The sequence below is a fragment of the Sphingopyxis sp. BSNA05 genome, from assembly GCF_013265645.1.
Taxonomy (GTDB): domain Bacteria; phylum Pseudomonadota; class Alphaproteobacteria; order Sphingomonadales; family Sphingomonadaceae; genus Parasphingorhabdus.
This window is the reverse complement of record NZ_PYIA01000056.1, coordinates 61,257-84,712: the sequence shown is the minus strand read 5'-3', so window position 1 is coordinate 84,712 and position 23,456 is coordinate 61,257. Positions and strand designations below refer to the sequence as shown.

General features: G+C 60.1%; 19 protein-coding genes, 4 pseudogenes and 1 riboswitch. Of the genes and pseudogenes, 8 read left to right on the top strand and 15 right to left on the bottom strand.

Annotation, left to right across the window (positions count from 1 at the left end; genetic code table 11):
• Positions 1–317: 317 nt before the first annotated feature.
• The 5 genes from C8024_RS06310 to C8024_RS06290 all read right to left on the bottom strand — a co-directional run bounded on the left by C8024_RS06310 (position 318) and on the right by C8024_RS06290 (position 3,807).
• The gene (locus C8024_RS06310) at positions 318–779 is read right to left on the bottom strand and encodes a RidA family protein (protein ID WP_173203557.1); all 462 of its coding nucleotides are present in this window, start codon (positions 777–779) and stop codon (positions 318–320) included.
• 251 nt (positions 780–1,030) lie between these two features.
• On the bottom strand, positions 1,031–1,210 hold the full coding sequence (locus tag C8024_RS06305; protein ID WP_173203556.1) for a hypothetical protein: 180 nt from the start codon (positions 1,208–1,210) through the stop codon (positions 1,031–1,033).
• On the bottom strand, positions 1,207–1,437 hold the full coding sequence (locus tag C8024_RS06300; protein ID WP_173203555.1) for a hypothetical protein: 231 nt from the start codon (positions 1,435–1,437) through the stop codon (positions 1,207–1,209). The genes C8024_RS06305 and C8024_RS06300 overlap by 4 nt, the downstream gene beginning before the upstream one ends.
• A gap of 59 nt (positions 1,438–1,496) precedes the next feature.
• Positions 1,497–3,407: a phosphomethylpyrimidine synthase ThiC gene (gene thiC, locus C8024_RS06295; protein WP_173203554.1), complete on the bottom strand. Its 1,911-nt coding sequence runs from the start codon at positions 3,405–3,407 to the stop codon at positions 1,497–1,499.
• 22 nt (positions 3,408–3,429) lie between these two features.
• Positions 3,430–3,807, bottom strand: coding sequence for a hypothetical protein (locus tag C8024_RS06290; protein ID WP_173203553.1), 378 nt, complete (start codon positions 3,805–3,807; stop codon positions 3,430–3,432).
• 72 nt (positions 3,808–3,879) lie between these two features.
• Positions 3,880–3,996, bottom strand: a riboswitch (TPP riboswitch).
• Positions 3,997–4,135: 139 nt separating this feature from the next.
• Between C8024_RS06290 and C8024_RS06285 the strand changes: the two genes are divergently transcribed.
• Both C8024_RS06285 and C8024_RS06280 read left to right on the top strand, forming a co-directional pair.
• Positions 4,136–4,765: a YqiJ family protein gene (locus tag C8024_RS06285; protein WP_173203552.1), complete on the top strand. Its 630-nt coding sequence runs from the start codon at positions 4,136–4,138 to the stop codon at positions 4,763–4,765.
• 93 nt (positions 4,766–4,858) lie between these two features.
• Positions 4,859–6,490 (top strand): annotated as a pseudogene (locus tag C8024_RS06280) (flotillin family protein); the annotation flags it as partial.
• A 204-nt stretch (positions 6,491–6,694) separates the two neighbouring features.
• Here C8024_RS06280 and C8024_RS06275 read toward each other — a convergent pair.
• From C8024_RS06275 to C8024_RS06260, 5 genes are all read right to left on the bottom strand, one after another.
• Positions 6,695–7,408, bottom strand: a complete 714-nt coding sequence (locus C8024_RS06275) for a MipA/OmpV family protein (RefSeq protein WP_367947192.1) — start codon at positions 7,406–7,408, stop codon at positions 6,695–6,697.
• Between the two features lie 249 nt (positions 7,409–7,657).
• A complete protein-coding gene (locus C8024_RS23050; RefSeq protein WP_217272036.1) occupies positions 7,658–7,981 on the bottom strand; it encodes an HD domain-containing phosphohydrolase in 324 nt (107 codons plus the stop codon).
• On the bottom strand, positions 7,945–9,036 hold the full coding sequence (locus C8024_RS06270) for an HD-GYP domain-containing protein (RefSeq protein ID WP_217272035.1): 1,092 nt from the start codon (positions 9,034–9,036) through the stop codon (positions 7,945–7,947). Before C8024_RS06270 ends, C8024_RS23050 begins: the two co-directional genes overlap by 37 nt.
• Positions 9,037–9,106: 70 nt before the next feature.
• Positions 9,107–9,541, bottom strand: a complete 435-nt coding sequence (locus tag C8024_RS06265) for a DUF2141 domain-containing protein (RefSeq protein WP_367947184.1) — start codon at positions 9,539–9,541, stop codon at positions 9,107–9,109.
• Positions 9,507–10,271: a sterol desaturase family protein gene (locus C8024_RS06260; protein ID WP_173203550.1), complete on the bottom strand. Its 765-nt coding sequence runs from the start codon at positions 10,269–10,271 to the stop codon at positions 9,507–9,509. Before C8024_RS06260 ends, C8024_RS06265 begins: the two co-directional genes overlap by 35 nt.
• A 110-nt stretch (positions 10,272–10,381) precedes the next feature.
• On the opposite strand from C8024_RS06260, the pseudogene crtY reads away from it, so the two are divergent.
• The 4 genes and pseudogenes from crtY to C8024_RS06245 form a co-directional block, all read left to right on the top strand.
• Positions 10,382–11,326: pseudogene (gene crtY, locus C8024_RS06255) on the top strand (lycopene beta-cyclase CrtY); the annotation flags it as partial.
• 2 nt (positions 11,327–11,328) lie between these two features.
• Positions 11,329–11,553 carry a lycopene cyclase family protein gene (locus tag C8024_RS23045; RefSeq protein WP_367947191.1) on the top strand — a complete coding sequence of 75 codons (225 nt, stop codon included), beginning with the start codon at positions 11,329–11,331 and terminating at the stop codon, positions 11,551–11,553.
• 42 nt (positions 11,554–11,595) lie between these two features.
• Positions 11,596–13,074: pseudogene (locus C8024_RS06250) on the top strand (phytoene desaturase).
• Between the two features lie 99 nt (positions 13,075–13,173).
• Positions 13,174–14,109: a phytoene/squalene synthase family protein gene (locus C8024_RS06245; RefSeq protein WP_173203548.1), complete on the top strand. Its 936-nt coding sequence runs from the start codon at positions 13,174–13,176 to the stop codon at positions 14,107–14,109.
• Here the strand turns inward: C8024_RS06245 and C8024_RS06240 are convergent.
• The 3 genes and pseudogenes from C8024_RS06240 to C8024_RS06230 form a co-directional block, all read right to left on the bottom strand.
• Complete coding sequence (locus C8024_RS06240; protein WP_173203546.1) at positions 14,106–14,894, bottom strand: 3'(2'),5'-bisphosphate nucleotidase CysQ; 789 nt, start codon at positions 14,892–14,894, stop codon at positions 14,106–14,108. The two genes, C8024_RS06245 and C8024_RS06240, sit on opposite strands and share 4 nt — an antisense overlap.
• An 85-nt stretch (positions 14,895–14,979) precedes the next feature.
• Positions 14,980–16,325, bottom strand: a pseudogene (locus C8024_RS06235) (TldD/PmbA family protein).
• A 102-nt stretch (positions 16,326–16,427) separates the two neighbouring features.
• Positions 16,428–16,820 (bottom strand): hypothetical protein, encoded by a 393-nt coding sequence (locus C8024_RS06230; protein ID WP_217272034.1) that lies wholly within the window; start codon positions 16,818–16,820, stop codon positions 16,428–16,430.
• Between the two features lie 280 nt (positions 16,821–17,100).
• Here C8024_RS06230 and C8024_RS06225 point away from each other — a divergent pair, with 280 nt between their 5' ends.
• Positions 17,101–18,273, top strand: a complete 1,173-nt coding sequence (locus C8024_RS06225; RefSeq protein WP_217272033.1) for an NADH:flavin oxidoreductase/NADH oxidase family protein — start codon at positions 17,101–17,103, stop codon at positions 18,271–18,273.
• Positions 18,274–18,354: 81 nt separating this feature from the next.
• On the opposite strand, the gene C8024_RS06220 is transcribed toward C8024_RS06225, so the two are convergent.
• On the bottom strand, positions 18,355–20,334 hold the full coding sequence (locus tag C8024_RS06220) for a lipoxygenase family protein (RefSeq protein WP_173203544.1): 1,980 nt from the start codon (positions 20,332–20,334) through the stop codon (positions 18,355–18,357).
• A gap of 242 nt (positions 20,335–20,576) precedes the next feature.
• Between C8024_RS06220 and C8024_RS06215 the strand changes: the two genes are divergently transcribed.
• Entirely contained in the window at positions 20,577–21,659 is a 1,083-nt protein-coding gene (locus C8024_RS06215) for a GGDEF domain-containing protein (protein WP_173203542.1), read from the top strand.
• A 21-nt stretch (positions 21,660–21,680) separates the two neighbouring features.
• Here C8024_RS06215 and C8024_RS06210 read toward each other — a convergent pair whose 3' ends face one another.
• Complete coding sequence (locus C8024_RS06210; protein ID WP_173203535.1) at positions 21,681–23,360, bottom strand: long-chain fatty acid--CoA ligase; 1,680 nt, start codon at positions 23,358–23,360, stop codon at positions 21,681–21,683.
• Between the last annotated feature and the right edge of the window lie 96 nt (positions 23,361–23,456).

Genomic DNA, 23,456 nt, shown 5'->3' with positions numbered 1-23,456 from the left:
CGAAGAGTTCCTCGCCAGCCCATTATTCAAGCCCCTATCGGTTCACTATTTATAGTAACGCTTCGAAATATACTCTACAATATCTAGACAGGTGTACAACAAACTGTCAAAATTCAAACCGACTTTAACTCCTGCATCTTTTTGATCACGTCACCAGCTTCGCGGTCCATGGTTTTCCGGTCATAGCGGCCTTGTATTCTCAGCCAAATCTATCTTAGCGCCTTCGTGTCTTCGCGCGATATTTTCAGGACCGAGATATCCAGCATTCGATATCCTCCACCCCAACCCCTCCTCTAAAGAGGATGGACCGCAGCGGGTCACTCCCCGTCCATTGTCCGCTGCGCCACGACCTTGATCTCGACCACACCGTCCGCCTCGTAGAGCGCGCTGATGCCGATCGCGGTCCACGCCGGGAATGGCGCCTTGATGTAGCGGTTCTTTACTTCGACCATTTCGTTGATCGAGCCCTGCAGGTCGGTGTGATAGCTGGTCAGGTCGACGACATCGTCCCAGCTTACTCCGGCCCGCTCCAGTGTCCGGCCGATGCGGTCGAAGGCGCGGGTGAAGGCGGGTTTCAGGTCACTCTCGCCGGGCTGTGGCGTGACAATCACGCCGGACAGATAGACCTTATCCCCGGCGATCACCGCATCGGCAAAACCGACCGCTGACTGGAAGGCCGCTGCTTCGGGGTCTTCCGGCATGAAGACATCTTTCGCGTTCTTCGCCTGCAACGGTGCGGCCATGGCCAGCAGTGGCAGGACCATCCAAAATTTTTGCATATTGTTTCCCCCTCTGTATGTCGCGACTCGATGCTTTGAAAAAGCGGGCCGTTGCAGGGGCTTATCCTGCGCTTTTCCGAGGGCGGTAGTCAAGCGGTCGGGCGTCGAGCGGGACATAACATCACCTCGTCATCCTGAACTCGGTTCAGGATCCCGTGAGATTGTGCGCTGCCGCCCGAGGTCCTGAAACGAGTTCAGGATGACGACGGGGATAGGTTCGGGATGACTGGCAGTTTTATGGCGCGCCCAAGCTAGCCGTCCGCAGGCGCATCTATCGCATGTCCGGCTTCGTCACCAACCGCCTCCGGTTTGGTGGAACAGCGGCCGAGGGCTTCGAAATAGAGCCGGAATGCTTCCCCGTCACCAGCCAGAGCCTTGCGCAATTGTGACTCGGCCAGATCGGCGGCTTCGCGATAGGCCAGTTCGTTCAACCCGTCTTCGCCAAAAATTGGACGGCATTGATCGCGTAGGGCAGCCGCAATTCTTCCGGAAAGGCGCGGTGGACTTCCATCGAAAACGCGCCATCATCCACCGCATCGCCATGCAGCATCCACAGCCCCGCACAACGGGAAGCGTCCTTCCGGTCGAAGACCATCGGGGCGACCGCTTCTCCGGCGCTAAAGTCGCGGCCGGCAAGGCTCCAATTTACGTCGGCCATTCGTGCGGCGCAGCCGGCCAGTGCCACGGAGCACAAAACCAGCCCGCATGTCCGGCTGATCACTCCGCCGGCTCGCTCACCTCATCCTCGGGCAGATACAAGCGGTCTCCCTTGTCCTTGTAGACCTTCGCCATCTCACGCATGCCTTCTTCCGCTGCGGCTTTGCTCGCCGCGGCGGTGTCGGCACCCAGTTTCTCCGAGGCGATGAAGCCTTCGGCGCTCTGGTTCTGCTTGGACGCGAAATCGCGCACCTCTTGCGAGATTTTCATGCTGCAGAATTTTGGCCCGCACATCGAGCAGAAATGCGCGGTTTTCGCGCCTTCTGCGGGGAGTGTCTGGTCGTGATATTGCATCGCGGTTTCGGGGTCGAGGCTGAGGTTGAACTGGTCGCGCCAGCGGAACTCGAAGCGGGCCTTTGACAGCGCGTCGTCGCGGACCTGCGCCGCGGGATGGCCCTTGGCGAGATCGGCGGCGTGGGCGGCCAGTTTATAGGTGACAACGCCGACTTTCACATCGTCGCGATCGGGGAGGCCGAGATGTTCCTTGGGCGTGACATAGCAGAGCATCGCCGTGCCATACCAGCCGATCTGGGCGGCGCCGATGCCGCTGGTGATATGGTCATAGCCGGGCGCAATGTCGGTGGTTAGGGGGCCGAGCGTGTAGAAAGGCGCCTCGCCGCAGACTTCGAGCTGCTTTTCCATATTCTCCTTGATCTTGTGCATCGGCACATGGCCGGGGCCTTCGATCATCACCTGTACGTCGGATTTCCACGCGCGGTGGGTCAGTTCGCCGAGCGTGTAGAGTTCGGAGAATTGCGCTTCGTCATTGGCGTCGGCAATCGAGCCGGGGCGCAGGCCGTCGCCGAGGCTGTAGGCAATGTCATAGGCCTTCATGATCTCGGTGATGTCGTCGAAATGTTCGTAGAGGAAGCTTTCCTTGTGATGGGCGAGGCACCATTTCGCCATGATCGATCCGCCGCGCGAAACAATGCCGGTGACGCGCTTGGCGGCCATCGGCACATAAGGCAGACGAACGCCGGCGTGGATGGTGAAATAGTCGACGCCCTGCTCGGCTTGCTCGATCAGCGTATCGCGGAAGATTTCCCAGGTCAGGTCCTCGGCAACGCCGCCGACTTTTTCCAGCGCCTGATAGATGGGCACGGTGCCGATCGGCACGGGGCTGTTGCGGATGATCCATTCGCGGGTGTCGTGAATGTTGCGGCCGGTGGAGAGATCCATGACCGTGTCGGCGCCCCAGCGGATCGACCAGACCATCTTGTCGACTTCCGATGCGACGTCCGACGCGACCGCGCTATTGCCGATATTGGCGTTGATCTTGACGAGGAAATTGCGCCCGATCGCCATCGGCTCGCTTTCCGGGTGGTTGATATTGTTCGGGATGATCGCCCTGCCCCGTGCGATTTCGTCGCGGACAAATTCCGGCGTGACATAGTCGGGGATCGACGCGCCAAAGCTTTCGCCGTCGCGCTTATATTCCTTGAGCCGCTCGCGCCCGAGATTTTCGCGCTCGGCGACATATTCCATTTCGGGAGTGATGATGCCCTGGCGCGCATAATGCATCTGGGAAACGTTCGCGCCCGGCTTGGCGCGCAGCACCTTGCGGCGGACATTGGGGAAGGGCGCGACGCCGCCGGAGCGGTCGGGGCCGAGCTGGCCATTGTCTTCCGGCTTGACCTCGCGCTGGTCGACTTCCTCGACATCGCCGCGCGCGCGGATCCACGGGCTGCGCAATTCGTTGAGGCCGGTTTTGATGTCGATCAGCGCTTCGGGATCGGTATAAGGCCCGCTGGTGTCATAGACGCGGACCGGCGCTTCGCCGCCCTCGAGCTGGATCTCGCGCATCGCCACCCGAATACCGCTGCCGCTATGCGCCGCGACATGGACTTTCTTGGAGCCGCTGATCGGGCCGGTGGTTACGCCAATTTCGGTCTTTGCTGGAAGATCAGCCATAGATTATTGCTTTCTTTGAAGGTTAAACTTGAAGCCGGACGAAACCGGCGAAGGCGGCCGCGAGGCCGAATATGATGGCGAGGACCGCCCAGGCGCGTCCGCCCTTGCCCATCAGGCGGGCGGCAAAATCCATGAACCAGTCGCCGACGGCGAGGATCAGCATGCCCTCGATCACGATCCAGCCGCCGATCACGCTGATCAGGATCGACAGCCAGTCGCCGGGATCAAAGGGATTGACCAGATAGATGGTCGCGCCGAGAATCAGGGTGATGAAGCCGGTCAGAAATTGCAGCGCGCTGCTCGCCTGCACTTCGCGCACCATCCGTCCCCAGAAGCCGGGATTGCGAAATTCGCCGACACCGGCGGCGAGACCGTAAAGACCAAAAATAGGGTGATCCAACCGGTAATATTGCCTGCACTGCCCATCGCGTCTCTCCTTCTGTCCTGATGGAGAAAGAGCGTATCCGGGATGCCCAAATAACCGCTCCCTCCCTACGCCGGTAAGCCCGATTAAGGGGCCGGATCAGGTTCTGCGGGTCGGGCGACGTTACGCGCCCCTCTCAGTCAAACGACTCCCCGGGGAATGGAGCGATATTAGGCGCGATAATCGCTTCTGTCGAGAGCCACTGCAATATTGGCAAAAGCGGCAAATGGAGGCCGATTTACATTGACCGAATCCGGAATATTCTATCCAATGCTCGACATATTAGGGAATTTATTCAGGGGGCATGACGGTGATCGACTTTTGGCTAGCAGACGAAAACATCGTTTTCGCGGCAGCCCTGGTCCTGATGGTCGCCCTTGGTATCTTGCAGCTAATCGGCTTTGGCGGGTTCGACAGCGATGTCGATCTGGACGCCGATGTCGACGGCACCGGGGTCGCGGGCGGGCTGCTCTCTTTCCTTGGGTGGGGACGATTGCCGTTCATGATCCTGCTGGTGCTGTTCCTGATGCTCTTCGGCCTGACCGGATTTGCCGGGCAACAGTTCATCCAGTCCCTCACCGGCGGCCTGTTGCCGCCGCTTCTGGCCGGACTCGGCGCGCTGCTTGTGGCGCTGCCACTGACCGGCCTGCTGTCTAGGCCTCTGGCCAGGATCATTCCCGGGGACGAGACGACAGCGGTGTCGATCGACGATCTGACCGGGCGCCGCGCCATCATCGACATCGGCACGGCCAAGCCCGGCTATCCGGCCCGCGCCAAGGTCAGGGACCGCCACGGCCACGGCCACGCGCTGATGGTCGAACCGGATCATGATGACGGAATATTCGTCGCTGGAGAAGAAGTGCTGCTGGTGCGGCGCGAGGGCGATATCTTCAAAGCCGTTGCCGTGGGTACCCATTGGCTGAACGAAAATTGACAGACCGGACGGCATCCAGCCGGGCCGGACAGAAGATGAAGAAGAACAACCGATGCCGGATCAACGAGCATCGTCGAAAGAAAGAGAGAATATATGCTTGAAAATGTAAGCCAGATCGCAATTTATGCTGGCGCTCCCCTGGTCGGTTTGCTCATCTTCGCGCTGATCCTCACCCGCCTGTACAAGCGCGCGTCGAAGGAAATCGCTTTCGTCCGGACCGGTTTCGGCGGCGAGAAAGTGGTAATGAACGGCGGCGCCATGGTGTTCCCGGTCTTCCATGAAACCATGCCAGTGAACATGAACACCGTGCGGCTGGCGGTCGAGCGCAACAATGTCGACGCGCTGATCACGCTGGATCGCCTGCGGATCGATGTGAAGGCGGAATTTTACGTGCGCGTCCGTCAGGATGCCCAGTCGCTGGCAATGGCGGCCCAGACTCTCGGCCTGCGGACGATGCAGCCGGAGATGCTGAAGGATCTGGTCGAGGGCAAGTTCGTCGACGCGCTTCGTTCGGTCGCCGCGGGCATGACCATGAATGAATTGCACGAACAGCGCGCCGATTTCGTTCAAAAGGTACAACAGGCCTCGTCTAGCGATCTGGCGATGAACGGCCTGGAACTGGAATCGGTCTCGCTCACCGGGCTGGACCAGACCAGCATCGAACATTTCAACGCCAATAACGCCTTTGACGCCGAGGGCCTGACCAAGCTGACCGAGCAGATCGAACTGCGCAAGAAAGCGCGCAACGATATCGAGCAGGATACCCGCGTGCAGATCGAGACGAAGAATCTCCAGGCCGACCAGCGCTCTTTCGAAATCAGCCGGGACAATGAATTTGCCCGGCTCGAGCAGGAGCGCGAGGTCGAGGTTCGCCGGGCCATCCAGGCATCGGAAGTGGCCAAGGAACAGGCCGGTCGCGATCGCGACGCCAAGGACGCCCAGATCAAGGCGAAACAGCAGGTCGACAGCAGCCAGATCGAGGCCGACCGGGCTGTCGAAGAGGCGCGGATCGCCCAGACCCAGGCGATCGAAATCGCCCGTCAGGAGCAGCAGATCGCGATCCAGAACAAGTCGCGCGAGGAAAGCCAGGCCAAGGCGGAAGCCGACGCGGCCCGCGCCAAGGCCGTCGCCGCCGAGGAACAGGTCACCAGCGCACGGGAAACCGAAATCGCCGACCGCGACAAGCGTATCGAACTGATCGAGGCGTCGAAACAGGCCGAGCGTCAGGCGATTGGCGTGAAGGTCCAGGCCGAAGCGGAAAAGGAAGCCGCCGGGAACCGGGCCGCCGCCATGCGCCTAGATGCCGAAGGCGAAGCAGAATCGGAGAAGCTTCGCGCCGAAGCCGCGCGGGTGCGTTTCGAGGTCGAAGCGGCCGGACAACGCGCGATCAACGAAGCGGCAAATATATTGTCCTCCGATCAAATCTCGCTGCAGACCAAAATGGCCTTGCTCAAGGTCTTGCCAGAAGTCATCCGGGAATCGGCCAAGCCGATGGAGGCAATCGACTCGATCAAGATCGTCCAGCTCGACGGGATCAACCAGAATGGCAGCGGCGGCAATGGTGTCGCCAGCAAGGGCGGAGCCGGCAATGGAAGCAGCGGAAATCTGGCAACCGATGCGGTTTCTGCCGCCCTCTCCTATCGCGCCCAGGCGCCGGTCATCGATGGCCTGATGAAGGAACTGGGCCTGGACGGATCCTCGCTGGAAAATCTGGTATCGGGGGCGACCAAGGTCACGCAGGAATCCACTGCGGAGGCTCCCGCCAAAACCGCGCTGGAGGAGAAACCGGCCAAAGCGGCGCCCCGGTCGGACAAAAGGATGATAGCCCGGCCGCAGCCAAGGCAGCGGCTCCGGAAAGCGGTCGCGGGGAAAAACCGAAGGCGGATTGAACAGGCGGCCCGTCAACGGGCCGCCCCGTTTGCGGGTCTGCTAGAACGTATATCCCACGCCGATCGCGCCGAAAAACTGGTTGGCGCTGCCGCGGATCGAGGTCACCGGAGACCGTTTCGGGTCGCCGAGCATGCGGGAATAGCCGCCGAGGAAGATCATGCTGAAACCGCCGTTGGTGACGTCGCCGTCCAGATCGACCGCGGTCAGCATCGTCGCGCCGACATTTTTCCAGCCGCTTTCGGCCGCGAAGGTCGGCAGGCCACTGGCCGCCGAACCGGTCGGGGATATGCTGAAATAATAGTCGGCATAATCATCGTCGACATATTCCGCGTTGATCGAAATGCTGGTGGCGATACCGCGGCTGAGCGGCGTGAAATAGGTCAGGCTGGGGAAGACGACCATGCCGTCATGCGCACCCGCCACATCCCAGCGCACATCAACCTGCGCCGTCAGCGAGTCATAGGGATTGAGCAGGCGATTGACCTGAACGCCGGCAAAAGGTCCGACCTCGACCGCAAAGTCGAGCTTGCCGAGCGACTTGACCACCTCGTCTTCGATGGAATTGTGCCGGTCAAAGCGCGCGCGCACTACGGGGCCAAAGATGAAGTCGACCTTTGCACCATCGCGATCGGGAATGAAATCCAGCGCGATACCGGGACCGCGCGGCTGAAAATCGACACCGCCGAAGCTGCCCAGCACCACCGGCAGGGGCGAGACGGTATAATTGTCCGATCCCTCGTAGCTGGAACCCACCGCGACGCCGATACCCGCCGTCAGATAGTCGCCGTCGAATACCGATTTCTCAACCGGTGCCGAGGCTGGCTCGTCCTGAGCCAGAAGCGGGGAAGACAGGCCGAGCCCAAGAGTGAGCAAGGCGGCATGGCGGAAGATATTCGAATGTTTCAAGACTGGTTCCCTGTTGGTTGCGCGATGATTCAACGCGCGGACCGGATAACGGTTCCCTCCCGATATAGGAGGCCAATCCCTTTTGGCAACGCGTCGCTATTCCGCCAGCCCCTTTTCGATGACAGCCTGCAGCGCGCTGAAACATTGCCCGTCCACTGCTTTGCCCACTTCATCCTGCAATATCGCCATGGCCTTTTCCGGCGGCATGGCGGCGCGATAGGGTCGGTCCGCGGTCAGCGCGTCATAGATATCCGCAACCGTGATGATCCGCGATTCCATCGCGATGCTGCGTTCGTCCAGACCCAGCGGATAACCTTTGCCATCGAGCCGTTCGTGATGCGATCCGGCGATCATGGCCATGTCGCTCATCACGCCGATCTGGCTCAGGATATTGGTGGTATGTTCGGCATGGTCCTGCATGGCCTGCCACTCCTCTGCATCCAGCTTGCCCGGTTTTCCAGAATAGCGCTGCTGACGCCCAGTTTCCCGACGTCGTGCAGGGTTGCGGCCCGGCGCAGCACCCGGCGGCGATGATCGTCCAGCCCGAGTTTTTCGGCAATCCTGTCGGCGATCAGTCCGACCCGCTTGCTGTGACCGGCGGTAAACGGGCTTTTGGCATCGATCACCTGTCCGAAGGCCGCGCTGATGTCGTCGAGATAATCCTCGTCGACCACGATATCCTGGGCAGCCGGCTCAAGCGCCCATAATTGTTCGGGCAGATCGTCGAGCGCCAGTTCGTCCCAGAAGCCGCTCGCTTCGGACAGTTTCTCGAACAGCGCGCAGAGCTGCGGGTCAAGCCAGCTTCCGGCGCGATTGCGGATTTCGGCCAGCGCGGCGGCCCTGCCCCTGGCGCTGTAGAAAACATCGGCAACCTGCGCCAGGAGCGCAATGCGGCCGCCGAGATGGATATCGGAACCGGCGATGCCAAGCGGCAGGCCGCCGCCATCCCAATGTTCGTCGAGATGCGAAATCGCCTCGGCAACATCTTCGGAAAAGCGCAATTGCCGGGCGATATCGGCCCCGCGCTCGCAACGGGTCTCCATCATTTCGGTCATGATCGCACCGCCATTTTCGGCGAGATTGCCGAGCGCCCGCTCGCGTACATCGGCTGCCGCATCGACGCCGACCGCGACGGCCAGATATTCGCCCAGATCCTCGGGACGGGAACCGACCAGTTTGAAGCCCTGTTTCAGTTTCCTGTCGTCACCGACGAACAGTTCGCTGACCCGAGCCGCGTTGCTGCTGCAACCGAGATCCTTGAGCAGCACTGCATAATAGACATCGCGCAAACTGTCGCCTTTCAAGCCCAGCGCCATCGCGATTTGCGTGCCGATCCAGCAACAGCGGATACTGTGGCCGGCGGGCTGCCCCTCGGTCAGATCCAGCGCGTAGGAAAAGGCACCGAGAATTTCCGACAGGCGCGACTGTTCGCCCCCGTCATTCTGGTTGAAAAACGCTTGTCTGGACTGATACATTATACGCAACTCCTAGCCTGTCGTGGCAGAATGCCGCGAGAGTCCTAGGTAACGGTTAATTTCCCGCCGATTACAGGATATATTTCATCCGCACCGCATAACGCGCGTCATCGGTGCCGATGGTGAATTGCGCCGATTTGAATTTCGGCGGCCCCATGCCGATTTTGGGATTGCGGGAAAAGCCGAAACCCTCGCGCGGCAGGAACAGCCGCAGGTCCATTTTGCCATTGGCATTTTCGTCATGAACCAGCGCCACGGCATAGGTTCCCGGCTTCACGTCGGCGATCTGGATGGCTTCGGCCTTGCCGGCGGAAACCTTGAGCTTGCGGGCCTGCTTGTCCTCGCTGCAGTCGGGAAAATATTTCGGATTGGCGCTCAGGCAGACAAGCACATTGCCTTTCTCCGAGCGGAGACCGCTGATTTCCAGATCGATCGAGGCAGAGATGGCCGGTGCGACCGCGGCCGGCGCTTCACTCGCCGTCGCGCTTGCCCCGAGCAGCAGCACCAAAACTGCTCCCGATGTCCGCAAGCCCGATGTCGGTGCCGCAAATCCTGTCCCAGAAGCGAAAATATAACCCATAATTACCTCGATATGCCTCATGATGTTTCTCATGGTGGGTCGCGGTGATCAGCCACTGGCCCAATCGCCCGCGCACCAGCCAGTGCGGAAACATTTCCCATCCCATATGATTGGATACGCCCATAACCGTCATGGTGAGCAATACCAAACCCAAAACGCCGACGTGAATCGGGATCGCGATTACCAGAGCCGGGATGACGACTGCTCCGCTGATCGCTTCGACCGGATGAAAGCTCATCGCCGCCCAGGCGGTTGGTGGCCGGCTGTCATGGTGGACCGCATGGGCGACCCTGAACCATTGCGGCCTGTGGAACAGCCGGTGGGTCCAGTAGAACCATGTGTCGTGTAGGAACAGATAAAGAAAGAAGGACAGCGGCAGATACCATAGTGGATAGGCGCCGGGGTCGGTATAGATTTTGGTCCAGCCCTCGTTCTGCCAACCCCAGGCGACGATTCCGGCCGGCACGCCATAAATCGCAGCAGACAGCAGCGACCAGCGGATTTCACGGCCGATCTGGGGCTTCAGCTGTTGATAATGGCCCGGCCGCACCCGGCCCGTCAGCCATGCAAATAAGCCGCTAGTCAACAGATAGCGCCCGCCGACGATGAGCGTCATCGCAATGGCAGAGATCAGCACGGGAAGCGCATGGTTCATGGCACCGGAATATGGCGCGTACTGGCTGGGAGCAAGCGATAATAGATTATCATTACTACCGGCTTTCAGACAGGCTTTCCCCTGCTTCCCCCTTCAGCTAAGGCTCGGTAATGCCGATGAAAGCGCCTTCCTCCCTCCAATATGATCTGGCCATTGCTGGCGGCGGGCTGGCGGGCGGACTGATTGCGCTCGCTCTGGCAAAATTGCGGCCGGAGCTGAAAATCGCGCTGATCGAGGCGGATAACCGGTTCGGCGGCAACCATATCTGGTCCTTTTTCCAAAGCGACATCGAGCCGGAGCATCGCTGGCTGATCGATCCGCTGATCTCGCGCCAGTGGGACAGCTATGACGTGCATTTCCCGAAATATAACCGCCGGCTGAACAATGGCTATTTCTCGATAGAATCGGCCAATCTCGACAGCGAATTGCGGAAGCGATTGCCGCCGGAATCTTTGATCACGGGCCAGCGAGCCGAGACAGTCGAAAGCAGAAGGGTCCAGCTGGCCGACGGCTCTACAATATCTGCGGGAGCGGTGCTGGATGTCCGCGGCGGCGGCGATATTTCGGCGCTGGAGACCGGATGGCAGAAATTTTTCGGTCAGATGCTGAAGCTGGGCAAGCCCCACGGGCTGGAACGGCCTGTGATCATGGACGCGACGGTCGAACAGATCGACGGCTATCGCTTCATCTATTGCCTGCCGTTCAGTGACACCGAGGTTTTTGTCGAAGACACGTATTACGCTGACGGCCCGGACCTTGACAGCGCGGCCTCGCATGATCGGATTGCCGCCTATGCTGGCGCCAAAGGATGGGACATCGAAGCAGTACTGAGCGAAGAAAAAGGCCAGCTTCCGGTCATTTACGGCGGCGATTTTGATGCTTTCTGGAAGGCCAACGGGGAGCTTGATGCACGTGCCGGGGCACGGGCGGCGCTGATCCAGCCGATCACCAGTTACTCGCTGCCGATGGCGGTAAAGACCGCGATGTTGATTGCAGAAATGCCAGAGATCAACCAGAGCTCTCTCGACAAGATGCTGCGCGACCTGGCGACGGAGCACTGGAAAATGGGAAATTCTACCGGCTGCTATGCGCCTTCCTGTTTCTTGGCGCTGACCTGGATAACCGTTACAAGACACTGGAACATACCTATGCCAAAGACGAGCAATTGCTCGCCCGTTTCTATGCCGGAAAGTCGACCAAGATGGATCAGATCAGCCTGTTGACCGGCAAACCGCCCATTCCCGTTTCCCGCGCAATCCCGCTTTTGCTGAAATATAGATGAGTTTGATTATTCGATGAGTGAAGTTGCAAAATCCCAGAACGAATTGTTCAAAAAGCCGCCGTAATCGGTTCCGGTTTCGGCGGCCTGGCACTCGCCATCCGGTTACAGTCGGCAGGAATCCAGACGACCATATTGGAAGGCCGCGACAAGCCGGGCGGCCGCGCTTATTATTGGGAGAAGGAAGGCTTTATCTTTGACGGCGGACCGACTGTCATCACCGATCCCGAGTGTCTTTCGCAGCTATGGGACCTGACCGGCCATGACATGGCAAAAGATATCGAACTGATGCCGGTATCGCCCTTCTACCGGCTCAACTGGCCGGACGGCACCAATTTCGACTATGTCAACGATCCGCAGCAGCTTTACGCCAATATCGCGGCGATCGAACCGGATGATGTCGAGGGGTACAAGAAATTCCTCGAATATAGCGGCGGGCTTTACGAGGAAGGCTATGTCAAGCTGGGCACCAAGGCGTTTCTCGATTTCAAGTCGATGATCAAGGCGGCCCCTGCCCTGATGAAATATGAGGCCTATCGCTCGGTCTATTCCAAAGTCTCCAGCTTTGTGAAAAACGAAAAACTGCGCGAATTCCTGTCTTTCCAGTCGCTGCTGGTCGGCGGCAATCCGATGAAGACCAGCGCGATCTACGGCCTGATCCACAAGCTGGAACGGCTCGGCGGCGTCTGGTTTGCCAAGGGCGGCACCAATATGCTGGTCACCGCGATGGTCAAGCATTTCGAACGGATCGGCGGGGTGATCCGGCTCGACGATCCGGTGACCAAGATTGATACGATCGGTGACCGCGCCTCCGGCGTCACCTGCAAATCGGGCTGGAGCGAGCGCTTTGATGCGGTCGCCTCGAACGCCGATGTGATGCACAGCTATCGCGATCTGCTCGGTCACAAACATCGCAGTAGGACCGTGACCGCGAAGCTGCAGAAGAAAAATATTCGCCATCGCTGTTCGTCGTCCATTTTGGCGTGAAGGGCAGCTGGCCGGGCATACCGCACCATATGATCCTGTTCGGGCCGCGCTACAAAGGCCTGCTCGACGATATTTACGACAATGGCGTGCTGCCCAGCGACTTCTCGCTCTATCTCCACCATCCGACGGTCACCGATCCGGAAATGCGCCCGAGGGGCACAGCACCTTCTATGTCCTGGCGCCAGTGCCGCATCAGGGCAAGCTGCCGATCGACTGGGAGGAGATGGGTCCGATCTACGAGAAGCGAATTCTCGACGAAATCGGCCACCGCCTGATCCCCGATATCCACGACCGGATTGTCACCAGCTTCCATTATACGCCGCAGGATTTCGGCAGTGATCTCAATGCCCATCTCGGCAGCGCCTTCAGTCTCGAGCCGCTGCTCACCCAGAGCGCCTGGTTCCGGGTGCACAACCGCGATGATATCATCGACAATCTCTATTTTGTCGGCGCGGGGACCATCCGGGCGCGGGCATTCCCGGCGTGGTGGGCAGCGCCAAGGCGACCGCAGAGCTGATGCTGGAGGATATGGCGTGAATTACGCGTCCGTTCGTCCTGAGCCGGTCGAAAGACGGTTTTCCTCACCAGGCGCGCTTTGACCGGCCCGGCGCCAGCGGCTCTCCCCTCGTTGCCGTCATGAATCGCGCCAACCTTGTCCTGCACGCCAGAAGCAGCATCGAGCGCGGATCGAAGTCCTTTGCCCGGGCCTCGAAGCTGTTTTCGAAACAGACCCGCGAACGGGCGTGGCTGCTCTATTACTGGTGCCGCGCCTGCGACGATCTGGCCGATGGCCAGGACCATGGCCATGGCATGTCGACCGTGCACAAGCCGGTCAAGACGATCGCGGCAATGCGGATGATGACCACCCGCGCCCATGGCGGCGAGCAGACCGGCAATCCGCCGTTCGACGCCTTTGGGGTGGTCGCGCAGGAATGTCATATTCCCAAATATTTTGCCGATGACATGATCGACGGCTTCGCGCTGGATGCCCGCGGATGGCGGCCGGCCACGGAAGAGGACCTGTTCCAATATTGCTATCATGTCGCCGGCGCGGTCGGTTGCATGATGGCGGTGGTGATGGGCGTGTCGGCTCGGGATCAAGAGGTTCTGGACCGCGCCTGCGATCTGGGACTGGCGTTCCAACTCGCCAATATCGCCCGCGACGTGGCCGAGGACGCGCAGGCCGGCCGCTGCTATCTGCCGAAAAACTGGCTCGCGCAAGCCGGCATTGATCCGGACCATATACTGGACCCGGCGCAGCGGGATGCACTGGTTGGTCTGGTGAACCGGCTCTGCGATCTGGCCGGTGAATATGAAGCGTCCGCGCGCGTCGGCGCAACCAGCCTGCCGTTCCGGTCGCGCTGGGCGGTGCTGGCCGCGGCAGGCATCTACGGGGATATTGCCCGAGCGATCAGCCAGAGCAATGGTGCGTCTCTCGAGCGCCGCATCTATACGAGCAAAGGCAAGAAACTGGGCTGGATCGTGAAAGCCTTTGGTCAGGCACTGGTCAATTCGGCCCGGCGCGACCGCCAGGGCCTGTGGACGAGAGCCCGAATTACCAGTCTGGCCTAGTGGCTGGCACCATTTTCGGTGACATATTTGCCAATCCGCTGTACCGCCTCCTGATAGAGGTTTTGCGAACAGCATAATACTCCGAGCGCCTTGCCGTGGGTGCCGTTATAGACCAGCGGCTCGCCCAGCGCATCGGTGACGCTGGCCCCTGCTTCGGTGGCGATAACATGAGCGGCGGCGATATCCCACTCATGGCCCCAGCGCGTCGAGGCGACGACGTCGGCCCGGTCATCCGCGACCATCGCCATGCGCAGCGCGATGCTGTTCGGCTTTGGCACAATGGTGAACTTCATGTCCGGCGGCAGGCTCTCGGCGGGGATGCGGCAACCGTCATATTGGGACCGCAAGCTGGCGACCAGCTTTCGGCCATTGACCTCGGTATGGCTGCCGGCCCTGGCGACCCAGGTCTCCTGCATCGCCGGCGCATCGAGCACCCCGAATATCGGCGCATCATTCTGGACGAGGGCAATCGATACGCACCAGCCGGTCTTGCCGGCGACATAATCCTTGGTGCCGTCTATCGGGTCGACCACCCAGGTCAATTCATCGCCGGCACCGCTGTGATCGATATGGGTTTCCTCGGACAGCCAGCCGGCGGATGGCACCAGCTTTTCCAGCTCTGCGCGCAGGAAGCTGTCAACCGCGAGATCGGCATCGCTAACAATCTGACCGGGGGATTTCTCCCAGATATTGGCTTCTTTCTTGCCCAGAGCCCAGTGCCGCATGGCCAGCGCCCCGCCTTCCTTGGCGATCGCGATAACCCGGTCAAAATCAATGTCAGCCAAGAGTGTCTCCGTTGGTCGCGCGGGTGGCGGCAGCGCTTCTGGTCCGATAGGCGTGATCCTGCAGATCCGCCACTAGTGGATTTGCTCAGCCACCCGCCACGGTCATGCTGTCGGTTCGCAATGTCGGGACATTGCCGGCGTAGCGATATTCCAGATCGTCTGCGGCGATCAGGCTTCTGAACATGTCTTTGAGATTGCCGGCGATGGTGATTTCGGAGACCGGCGGCCCGATTTCGCCGTCGGTGATCAGGAAACCGCCGGCGCCGCGACTATAATCGCCGGTCACCGGATTGACGCCCATGCCGATCAGTTCGGTGATATAGACACCATGTTTGATATCCTTGATCAGTTCCGCCTTGCTGACCGAGCCATTGCCCATATGCAGATTGGTCACGGAGACGCCTGGCGCGCCGCCGACGCCGCGCGATGCATGGCCGGTGGGTTGCAGTCCAAGCTGGCGCGCGGACGCGCTTTCCATGATCCACTGGGTCAACCGGCCACTGTCGATCAGCCTGGTTTTCGCAGTGGGCAATCCCTCGCCGTCAAAGGCCTTGGAGCGGAGACCGCGCTTGCGATGCGGACAGTCGATGATCGACACGGAACTGTCGAACACCTGGCTATCGAGCGCATCGAGCAGAAAACTGGTTTTGCGGGCGATGGCGCTGCCCGAAATGGCACCGATGAAATGACCGAGCAGGCTGTTGCCGACGCGAGGATCGTAAACAACGGGCATCGCACCCGATTTGAAGCTGACCGGATTGAGCCGCGAAACGGCGCGTTCTCCGGCTTCGCGGCCAATATCCTCGGCCGCGTCGAGATCTTCGAGAAAACGCACGCTGTCATAGGCATAGTCGCGTTCCATGCCATCGCCTTCGCCGGCGATGACGCTGGCGGACAGGCTGTAGCCGCTGGTCGAATAGGCACCGGAGAAGCCATGGCTGGTGGCCAGCGCAACAATGCTGCGGCCAGCACTCGCGCCGCCGCCTTCGCTATTGGTGACACCCTTGACCGCACGAGCGGCATCTTCCGCTTTCAGCGCCAGTTCGCGCAGAAATTCGGGATCGGGGTCCTGTCCGTCATCACCCTCGATCGCATGGGGTTCGGTTTTCAGCAGCAATTCTTCGGGCGCGAGACCGGCATATTGGTCTTCCGGCGCCTCTTTGGCCATGTCGAGAGCACGCCCGACCAGATCGGACAGGGTCTGCGGGTCCATGTCGGAAGAGGATACGGTCGCCGAACGTTTGCCGACAAACACCCTGAGGCCGATTTCCTCGCCTTCGGAACGCTCGACATCTTCCAGATTGCCGAGGCGCATCTGCACCTGGGTTGCCGCATCGCATACGTAAATCGCGTCCGCGGCATCGGCGCCGGCTTTTTGGCTTGGGAAATGAGGGCGTCGGCGCGGTCCTGCGCTTCGGAAGGTTTCAACATAGGCTGGACATAGGTGCGGCACCCAGCAAGGTCAACGATCCGGTGTCAAATGATGTGCAAACTATCGCCGGTTCTTGCCGACTGACTATATCAGCGCGCTTGTCACAGGATCGCGCCAAATCCGGCGATCAGGCCGACGAATAGAAACGGCAGGCCCACAGCCAGCAGCCATAGGAGCGACTGGTCCGCGCGAAATTTTGCCGCGAGGCTTTGCTCGGTCAGGCCGCTGCTGCTCATGTCCGACCAGCGCTTTTCGAAATTGCGGCAAAAGGGGATGATAACGGCGACGAGGAGGATCAGGCCGAAATAGGGAGCGATCGACATGCCTTTGGTCTCGATGAAGCGCAAAACGACGAATATCTGCAATATGGTATAGACCAGCAATGCTGCGGCGCAGTTGTTGCTCATCTTCTTGTCCCAGCGGACGCTCTGATGCTGCACGTCCTGACGCGCATGATGTTTGCTTACCGATTTTCGAGACGCTGTTGCGACCATTTCCATTCCCCTCAGAATTTCATCTCCGGCCATCGTCGAAGTTTGCCCCCGCACGATCCTTCGACAACACTATACGCTATTTATTCGAAAAGCCAAATAATCGGTTTTCCAGCACATTATGTCGGAAATATGCGGTTCCGCTTGCCAAATATTTCCGCATGGGACAGAATCAGTTTTCAAACGCAATCCAAATCCGGGGCCCTATCATGACCATGTCGCTTTCCGATCCGCTGTCGCTTCCCTGTGGAGCCACCCTGCCCAACCGGCTCGCCAAGCTGCGATGACCGAAGGCATGGCAACGCCGGACGGCGTGCCGACCAGAGAACTGGAACGATTGTACGGCCTGTGGTCTGACGGCGGCGCCGGGATGCTGCTCAGCGGCAATATCCAGGTTGACCGCGACCATCTGGAGCGACCGGGCAATGTGGTCATCGACCGGCCGGCGGATGACGCCATGATGGCAGCACTCACCGGATGGGCACAGGCGGCAACGCGCAATGGCAATCATTTCTGGGCACAGATCAGCCACGCCGGGCGACAGACACAGAGCAATGTCAACAAACATCCCAAGGCCCCCTCGGCGGTCAAGCTGGGCCTGCCCGGAGGCCAGTTTGGCGAGCCGGTGGCGCTGACGATTGAAGAGATTGAAGATCTGGTCGACCGCTTCGCCCTGGCCGCCAAAACCTGTCAGGCAGCCGGCTTTACGGGCGCGCAGATCCACGCCGCCCACGGCTATCTGCTGAGCAGCTTCCTGAGCCCCCGGTCCAACCAGAGAACCGACGCATATGGCGGCAGTCTGGAAAACCGGGCGCGGTTCCTGCTGGCGGTGGTGGCCAAGACCCGCGCTGCGGTCGGGCCGGATTTCCCGATCTCGGTGAAGCTGAACAGCGCTGATTTCCAGAAGGGCGGGTTCAATTTCGAGGACAGTTTGCAAGTGCTCCGCTGGCTGGAGGAAGCCAGCGTCGATCTGGTGGAAATCTCTGGTGGCACCTATGAACAGCCCGCGCTGATGGGGTCCGACGGAATCGAGGAGAAAGAGGAGCAGAATGTCGCGCCGTCGACCAAGGCGCGCGAAGCCTATTTCGTCGATTTTGCCAAGGCGATGCAGGATGCGGTCAAGGTGCCGCTGATGGTGACCGGCGGGTTCCGGACCCGCAAAGCGATGGAATCCGCGCTTTCCAGCGGTGCCGCCGACCTGATCGGCCTGGGCCGCCCGATGTGCGTCATGACCGACGCGCCGAAACGTTTATTGGAAGACTTGGAAGCATTGCCGCGGTTCGAGGACAGGCTGCACCTGCTCCCCGGCTGGCTGGGCTTTCTCATGCGCTTCCAGATGGTCAAGGCGGTCGCAGCTTCGCGGTCATTTTCTGGTTCTACGAACAGCTCGAAAATCTGGGCAAAAGCGGCAAAACCGACCCGAATCTGGGTGTTTTCAAGGCATTTCTGGCGGTAGAGAAACGAAACAAGCGCATTTTGGCAGCGCGCAGCCCGGACTGATCCGGACCGCGCGCCCCCCTGTTGGAAATTGCCGCAGCTAGATATTGGTGCTCGTCGGAATCTGGCTGGGCTGGAGATAGACATAGGGATGCATCCGCCGCTGGTTGCGCGCGATGATCCGCGCCTCCACGGCCCGCAATCCGGCCTGGAACCGCGCCAGCGGCCCTTCGTCGTCGGTAATCACCGGATCCTGGAACCAAGGCTTGTAGGGAAAGCGGTTGGTGCGATAGTCGCCGAGCGGACGGTAATAGACCGAACCCAGCAGTTCGAGCGAAGATAATTGCAGCAATCCCAAGGACATGGGCGGCATATATTCGACCCATTCTCCCTTGTCATGGCCCGTTTGATCGGTCGGGGCGGCGGTCCAGCCCGCGCCGGTTACCGCCGGCGCAAAGGACATCAGCGTGCGTTGCGGAAAATTGACCGCGGCATGCTGGGCGCTCGCAGTAAAAATGATCATTGTGCAGACATCAATCAACTGGGCGCGCGATGTAATCGGCCGGAAACCGACGATATGGCCCTCCGACGCGATCGAGGAAGCCCAGAGCGCCAGTTCGCTGTCAGCGGTCACCGCCTCGTCATCGCTGTAATAGATGTTGATATATTGCGAGGCCCAGTCGTGGATAGCATCCCAGACCAGCAAGGCATCATCGCGATAGGGATAGTCCGGCAGGATCGCCGGATCGGCAACCTTCCGCTCGGCAAAATCCACCGGCGTCATTTTCTGGTAGAAGTCGAAGGCCAGACGCGCCTGGACGGCGGCAAGCTGGCTCGATTCGATCGTTCCGCCAAAGAAATCGTCGATCGGGCCGCCCTTGTTGATCAGCGTTTCGACCGCCAGATTATTGATGAACAATGTGCCTTCGAAATGCGGCACCAGCAACGACCAGAGCGGATGGACATTGGCGAGATTGCGCCGGGTCGCCACGGCAATGGCCTCGCTGACCAGATGGGTGCCGGCCAGATGGACGAACAGTTCGTGATAGTTGCAGTCGGCGACCTGGACGACAAATTTTGCCATTTCCCAGCCCCATTTTTCCGACGCGGCAACCGAGGGTGTCATCACCGGATACTGGCTATTGTCCTGACCGCACTGGATCGCGACCACCTTGAGCGACGATCCGCCCGGCGGCACGGCGAACAAAGCCATCGGCCGGTAGACATATTTCGCATGGCCTTTCCAGACACCCGCAACAAGCACCTCCAGGTCCGTGTAATCACACAGGAAAACCCGGCCATCGGCAAGCGCCCTGGCAAGAGTATCGTCCCCCATGACGGAAGCATATTGCGCTGCCGTCACCGGGAAATTGTCGGGTATCCGGTCGATGCCCTGCAATAGCATCGGATTGGGTCCGGCCACCCGCAAGCGGGCAAATTGGTCATCGTCCTGGAATGTATAGGCGATGCCGGGCACCGGCAGCGTCTGGTACAGATCGCGATAGGCCTCGATCGAACGGGTATGCGCGGCCTCTTCGGCCTTCAGCACATCGATGATCACGGTGAGAATGTCGCGCAGGGCGCTGTCATGCGATTTCAGTTCCTCGATATCCGCGCCCTGTACCGCTTCCTCGATGCTGCTTTCGAGGCCGGGGCCGGCTTTGGCCACACGGTGTTTTTCGCGCAGGGCTTCTACCTTCGACCTGATCTCGCCGGCATCGGCCAGCGCGTCGTCAATGATTGTCTTCGCCGCGTCGTCGAGACCGGAATAGATCGGTTTCAGCAGCACCGCCTTGACGTTCTCGAGTATGGCGATGCTGACTTCGAGCACCTTGAACCACCATTCGATCGACGGCTGGTCGTCGGGCGGAACATGCGTGGCCAGGGGCACGCCAGGCAGGCTGGCGATATCGGTCGTCCACTGATATTGCGTCGATGTCGCATTGATCTGTGCCCGGCGCTGCGCGCGCTGCTCCGGCGAGTCATTCTGCGGCAGGCTGGGGTCGCTGGCGCCGCGCTTCACCGCCTCCCCCGTGATAGTGTGGCTTGCGATGATCGAGCTTGCATTTTCAAAGGACATGATGACCCCCCCGTTGGATTTCAGACCGGATCATGTAAAACATTCGTGGTTAATTTGACGTAAACGGGGGTTTCCGGATCTGCTGCACGCCCCTTGTAAGCTGATAGGCGACACCGGTCAGCACCCTTAACGCGACGTTTACATTTAGCCGTTAGCAACGCGGGATGCAGTCAGCCATTCGACAGTTTATCCAGCGCCTTATACCGCCGATCCCGGAAGCTGTCCGAGACGAGTTTGCGATATTGAGCGCCACGCGCCTGCAGAGCCAGTCGCGCGCGCTCTTCCTCGCGATGTTCCTGACCATTCCCTTCGTGCTTTACGCTTCGAGCGTCGGGGCTGAGCCATGGATCCGCTACGGGATGCCGCTCGCCATGGGCAGCTGTTGCCTGATCGGCTTCATCTCGCTGATCAAGGATCGCAATGCGTCGGGCAGTCCCGATCTGGCGCGGCAGTTCATCGCCGAGGCAACCTTCTTCTCCGCCACGATTTGCGGTCTTGTCAGCATCTGGTGCGTGCTCAGCTATGTCAACGCACCCGATGACATGAAGCTTTTCTATCCCTTCACCCTCGCCATGGGTTCGCTGACGACCATCTATACATTGGCGACGATCCGGCTGGCAGCCATCCTCAACATCATCATCGGTATCATGCCGATCACGATCATCATGCTGCTGTCGGGTGACCCCCTCGCCTGGTCTGCGGCGGGCAGCCTGATCATGGTAACGACCTTTCTGTACCGGCTGATCACGCAACAGAATGACCAATTCATCCACATGCTGGTGTTGCAGAACGACATGAGCGAGCTGGCGCATACCGATCCGCTGACCGGCCTTTTCAACCGCCGGGTACTGGCCGAAAATCTCGCCCGCCAGATCGAAGAGGAAGATCCCGAGCGGACATTCACCGTCGCACTGCTCGATCTCGACGCGTTCAAACCGGTCAATGACCAGTTCGGCCACGCGGTCGGTGACCAGTTGCTCGTCGAAGTGGCCCAGCGCCTGCGCCAGACCTGCGGCGACAACGGTATTGTCGCGCGGATGGGCGGCGATGAATTTGCGATATTGCTATCGCCTGACTCGACCATTTCGGACACGGCTTGCGCGGATCATCTGCTGGCCGCACTGGTTCCCCCCTGCGTCGTCCAGGAGCATATCATCCGGGTCCGGGCAAGTATCGGCATCGCGACATGGCCGGTTGACGGGAGGACTGCCAACAGCCTGCTCGAAGCGGCGGACAAACAGCTTTACGCCGTCAAGAACTATACCGCCAAAGCACAGGTGTTCGTTTCGAAAAAAGCCGAAAAACTGCGCTCCACGACCGGATAATCGCCGGCCGGTGCAGCGACCCTAGTCCAGTTCCTCGGTCCGTAGCGCCTTGCGATCGAGCTTGCCGATCATGGTCTTGGGAAGACTGTCACGGATCACGACACCGACCACCCGTTCATGCTTGCCAAGCTGCGGATTCAGCCAGTCTTTCAGCTCTTCTCCGCTGACTGTGCCGTCCGGTTCCAGCGCGACATAGGCCTTGGGACTTTCCCCGCGATAGGCGTCGGGAACGCCGATCACCAGCGCCTCCTTGACCGCTTCATGCTTGTAGAGCACTTCCTCGACCTGGCTCGGAAAAACCTTGAACCCGCCGACGGCGATCATGTCCTTCAGACGATCGACAATCTTGATATAGCCGTCCTCGTCGATGGTCGCAACATCGCCGGTCCTCAGGAAACCGTCGACAAATACATTCTCGTCCTCCTCCGGGAGGTTCCAGTAGCCCTGCATCACCTGCGGACCGGAGAAGATCAATTCCCCCGGTTCGCCGTCCGGAGCCGGCTTCGTCGGATCGGCCTTGTCGACTAGTTTGACGAGGGTTCCCGGAACCGGCTGGCCGATCGTGCCGGGTTTATTGAGTCCTTCATAGGGATTGGCGCTGACCACGCCGCAGCTTTCGGTCAGGCCATAGCCCTCGACCAGCTTGGCGCCGGTTTTCGCCTCGAATTTTGTTTTCAGTTCCATCGGCAGTGGCGCGCCGCCGGAGACGCAGACCTTGAGCGACGAGAAATCGGTTTTGTCGATATCGGGATGGTCGAGCAGTGCCTGGTACATGGTCGGCACGCCCGGCATGGCGGTGATCTTGGTCCGGGTGATCGCCTTCAATGTCTGCTTTGCGTCAAAGCGCGGAAGCATGACGATTTCGCCACCCCGCGCCACCGTGCGGTTGAGTACCGCGCTATTGGCGAAGACATGGAAGAAAGGCAGCACGCCCATCAGCCGGTCGGTCTCGTCGATGAAAGGATCGATATTGTTGATCTGCCGCGCGTTGGCGGTCAGATTCTGGTGGCTGCACATCGCGCCCTTGGGCGTTCCGGTGGTGCCGCCGGTATATTGCAGCAGCGCAATATCCTTGTCCGGGCGGATATTGGGCGCCTTGTAGACGCCGTCATTGTCGATCAGGTCGGAAAAGGTGGTGATCCGGTCATCATCGGGCTGCGGGCTGCTCTCCTTGCGGCGGAACAGCGAATAGAAAAGCGCCTTGCCCGCCGGCAGCGCGCCGGCAATGCTGCCCACTACCAGCCGTTCGAGGCTCGATTGCTCGAGCACCTGATAGGCGGTCGGGAATAATGCAGTGGCCGAGAGCGTGAACAGGATTTTGGTACCGCTGTCCTCGACCTGGTGGTTGAGCTCCTCGACCGTATAGAGCGGCGAAAAGTTGACCACCGTCGCGCCGATTGCCATCGCGCCGTAATAGGCACTGACATAATGGGGCACATTGGGCAGGAACAGGCCGATCCGGTCGCCCTTGCCGACGCCCATCTCCTGCAGCCCCTTGGCGACACGGACCACGCCGGCGGCCACTTCGCCATAGCTATATTTGCGGCCCATGAAATCGAGCAGATTCGCGTCCCCGCGCCGCCCGGCGGAGCGGAAGAACATTCCGGGCATCGTCAGGGGCGGATAGAACTGGTCCCAGGGCGTGGGATGATTATAGTGCGATTTCCAGATCGGCGTCTGGTCAGAGTGGGTTTCAGTCATTGACATTCATGTAAGTGATGCCGGCTGAACTGACAATGAAAATTGCTCGGCTAAATGGCTCCCTTTCCGGTGGATCCGGGTGTAGGGGAAAAACCC